At 40.4% G+C, this 3891-nt stretch carries 3 protein-coding genes; all 3 read left to right on the top strand.

All coding sequences use genetic code 11. The features are described from left to right. The coding region (locus VFM80_RS04885; RefSeq protein WP_395070136.1) for an ABC transporter permease at positions 1 to 1564 on the top strand (1564 nt) is incomplete at its 5' end. An 81-nt stretch (positions 1565 to 1645) separates the two neighbouring features. Next, positions 1646 to 2323: an OmpA family protein gene (locus tag VFM80_RS04880; protein ID WP_395070134.1), complete on the top strand. Its 678-nt coding sequence runs from the start codon at positions 1646 to 1648 to the stop codon at positions 2321 to 2323. Between the two features lie 102 nt (positions 2324 to 2425). Continuing rightward, positions 2426 to 3526, top strand: coding sequence for a magnesium/cobalt transporter CorA (gene corA / locus VFM80_RS04875; protein ID WP_395070132.1), 1101 nt, complete (start codon positions 2426 to 2428; stop codon positions 3524 to 3526). The last annotated feature ends 365 nt before the right edge of the window (positions 3527 to 3891 follow it).

Below are 3891 nucleotides of genomic sequence, written 5' to 3'. Positions count from 1 at the left end.
ACTCATTCAACTTTATTTACCGGTCTTGGTTCAGGAATTTCTGCCGGTAGATATTGAACTCTTCATTTCCTGGGCTTCAATAGCTATTGGGATTGGTACGGGTTTAGTGATCTCCATTTTATTTGCTCTTTTCCCATTACTGGCAGTTAAGAAGATCTCACCCTTTTATTCTCTCCGTTCCGTAAATATTAGTCTTACCAAGCTTTTGACCAACAAAACCAAGATCATTTTATCAGCGATTTTGTTGATATTTATAACTGCTTACGCCTGGCTAATGATAGGTGAGATCATCCCTGCCATGTTCTTTACCCTGGGATTGGTGGCATGTCTGGCTTTGCTTACCGGATTTGCCAAATTGATCATGAAGGGCTCCAGAAAGCTCCTTCGTGCCGGTTTTTCGTATGAACTTCGTCAGGGATTGGCAAATTTATACCGGCCAAATAATCAAACCACGATCCTATTACTTACTTTTGGCTTGGGCGTTACTATGATCAGCTCTTTATATCTGACTCAGGATATGTTACTTGGACAAATTGATTTCGGGGATCGTGAAGATCTGCCTAACCTCGCATTATATGATATTCAATATGATCAAAATGATGGTGTAAACGAGATCATAACATCCAACGGTCACGAGATCCTGCAAAATGTACCGATCGTTACTATGCGCATTCAGGAGATCAACGGAATGGATGCAGAGGAACTTGATTCAGATACCACCAAAAATCCTCGCGGCTGGGCACTTAACAGAGAATATCGCTCTACTTATCGCGACAGTCTTCTTGAGTCAGAAACCCTGGTTGAGGGAGAATGGATCGGGCAAGTAAATGGGATGAATGAGATAGTGCCCATATCAGTTGAAGCCGAACAGATGGAAGACCTTGATGCCGTTATTGGCGATACGCTGACCTGGGATGTACAAGGTATTCCCATTCAAACCTATATTGCCAGTACGCGAACAGTGAAATGGGATCAGCCTTCCCCCAACTTCTTTATGGTATTTCCGTCAGGAGTGCTTGAAAATGCACCTCAGTTTTTTGCGACCACCATCAACACCAACAGCCGTGAAGCTTCCCTCCGACTTCAACAGGAATTAGTTCAGGAGTATCCCAATGTATCCGCCATTGATATAGGACAGGTCTTGGAAACTGTTCGGGCGTTTATTGATAAGATCACCTTTGTGATCCAGTTTATAGGTCTGTTTAGCATTATAACAGGGTTGATCGTTTTGGCAGGATCAGCCGCAACTTCCAGGTTTCAGAGAATCAGAGAAGCTGTTCTGTTGCGAACATTGGGGGCTTCTAAAAAGCAGGTCATCAAAATACAGGTGATCGAATATGTATTACTTGGTGTAATGGCTTCTATCACGGGACTCATACTCTCACTTGGGGCGAGTACCTTGATAGGACAATTCTATTTTGATATCACTTTTGTACCCAATTTTTACATAATTGGAATGGAAATAATTATTCTTACTGCTTTAGTTCTAATAATTGGTTTGTTAAATACAAGAGGAGTACACAACAAGCCACCTTTAGAAGTATTAAGAGCTGAAGCAGCCTGAATTTTTAAATAGAATTATTAGAGGGAACATTACGTTATATTATATGTGTAAAAGAATAAATGACAAATATAATTCAACCATATGAAAACTCTTAGTTCAAAAATTTTAGTTACAGCAATAGTTTTATTATTACCCTTCACTGCTTGCCAAAATTGGAGCAAAACAGCTAAAGGAACAACAATTGGTGCAGGTGCAGGTGCTTTAGCCGGAGCTATTATCGGTAAAGCGGCAGGAAATACCACCACCGGTGCGATTGTAGGTGCAGCAGTTGGTGGCGCAGCAGGAGCAGCGATCGGAAATTACATGGATCGTCAGGCTCGTGAACTTGAAGAAGATCTCGAAAATGCTACTGTTGAGCGTGTAGGAGAAGGAATTAAAATCACTTTTGATTCCGGGATTCTATTCGATACTGAATCTTTTGCCCTTAAAGATGCTTCAAAAGAGGATATTGCCAATCTTTCAGAAATCTTGAAAAAATATGAAGACACAAACATCATGTTCGGTGGTCATACAGATAGCCGTGGTACTGAGGCTTATAACCAAGAGCTTTCTGAGAACAGAGCAAAGTCGGTAGCTGAATATGCAGCTTTTACTGGAGTAGATGCTGAGCGAATGACCATTGTAGGATATGGGGAAGATGATCCTATAGCTACGAATGATACAGAAGCTGGGAGACAGCAAAACCGCCGTGTTGAAATCGCTATTTGGGCAAACGACGAGTTAAAAGAAGCTGCAGAAGAAGGACGAATTGGTAATTAAATTCATAAAGCTTATCTAATTTAAATCCTGCATGTTACCATGCAGGATTTTTTTATTTATACTTACAAATGAAACAGGTATCTGTAATCATATAAAAACATTATGGTGAAAAAGATCTCAAAAAGACGGCCTATTCCTCACTTTCTTCGTCATAAAAAGCATTCCAAAAAACCTGGCCAGGCTCCGGGAACCCTACACTTTACCGGCGAAAAGAGAATCGAGAATGTACAACTCAATCTCTGTGATTACGATATTGATCAGCTTGGAGAGTATGACATTACCGAAATTGAAGAAAGTAAGCCCTATCTGGATTCTCCTTCTAAAACCTGGATAAATGTACTCGGGCTGCACGATGTTGAAAAACTGAAGCACATCTGGAATTATTTTGAATTGCACCCCCTCATTCAGGAAGATATCATAAATACCAATCAGCGTGCTAAAATTGAAGAATATCCTAACAATATGTTCTTTGTATTACGGATGATGGTAGTTAATGAAGCTACCGGACAACTTGATGTTGAGCAAGTAAGTATTGTATTGTCTAAGAATTCTATTTTGTCGTTTCAGGAAAGTGATTATCCAATTTTTGAACCGGTTCTGCATCGGCTTCGGAACGGAGCACCAAGGCTTCGTAATCATGGCCCTGACTATCTTGCATATGCTCTGATTGATACTATTGTAGATTATTATTTTAAAGTCCTTGAACACTTTGGAGATGAAATAGAGGCTCTTGAAGATAAGATCCTGGAAGGTTTTGATGAATCCATTCCTGAGCAGGTTCATACCCTTCGCCGAAAACTTATTTATTTCCGGAAATCAGTTTGGCCCTTAAGGGACAGTCTTAATTCTTTAATTCGGGACGAATCTCACTTGATCCAGGACGACAACAAAATCTATTACCGTGATGTTTATGATCATTTGGTTCAAATAAATGACGGTATTGAAAATTACCGGGATATGGTAATAGGTATGTTGGATATGCATATGTCTCAGGTCAGTAACCGGATGAATGAGGTTATGAAAGTGCTGACCATTATTGCTACTATTTTCATCCCGCTTACCTTTATAGCCGGTGTGTACGGAATGAACTTCGAATATATGCCCGAGCTTTCCATACCCTGGGCTTACCCGGCCATCTGGACATTGATGATCCTGACTACCGCTGGAATGGTGTTTTTTTTCAGGAAAAAGGACTGGCTATAACCACAAAAGAAAAAAGGCTTCGATCAGGAAGCCTTTTTTACTAACTACGGAGTATGTTATCAGTATCTAAAAATTGAACCGGATGCCAGCCATAATTCTCATTGAAGACACATCATGATCAATGACTTCCGTCCTGGTTTCGTCTGTGTCAAAATCCAGATAGCTGTATGCTACAGAGCGGTCATTCCACATTGAATACTGGCCATTCAGATCAAGAATAATATTCTCAGTGATATTCGCACTGATACCGGCTGAAAAGATCTCACGATCTGCTTCAAAAACTTTGCTCTTGCCTTCATAAAAGGCGTATCCTGCTTTAGTTTTAACTCATCTGTGGCTTGAAAACCTATCCCCGCTTTGTAGTT

Origin of the sequence: Gracilimonas sp. (genome assembly GCF_035704785.1) — a bacterium.
In the GTDB taxonomy this organism is placed as follows: Bacteria; Bacteroidota; Rhodothermia; order Balneolales; family Balneolaceae; genus Gracilimonas.
This window is presented reverse-complemented; position numbering and strand designations above follow the sequence as displayed.

What these genes read in the sequence shown, in the direction of transcription:
- VFM80_RS04880 (WP_395070134.1), top strand. Translation starts at nt 1,646, where the DNA reads ATGAAAACTCTTAGTTCAAAAATTTTAGTTACAGCAATAGTTTTATTA.
- corA (WP_395070132.1), top strand. Translation starts at nt 2,426, where the DNA reads ATGGTGAAAAAGATCTCAAAAAGACGGCCTATTCCTCACTTTCTTCGT.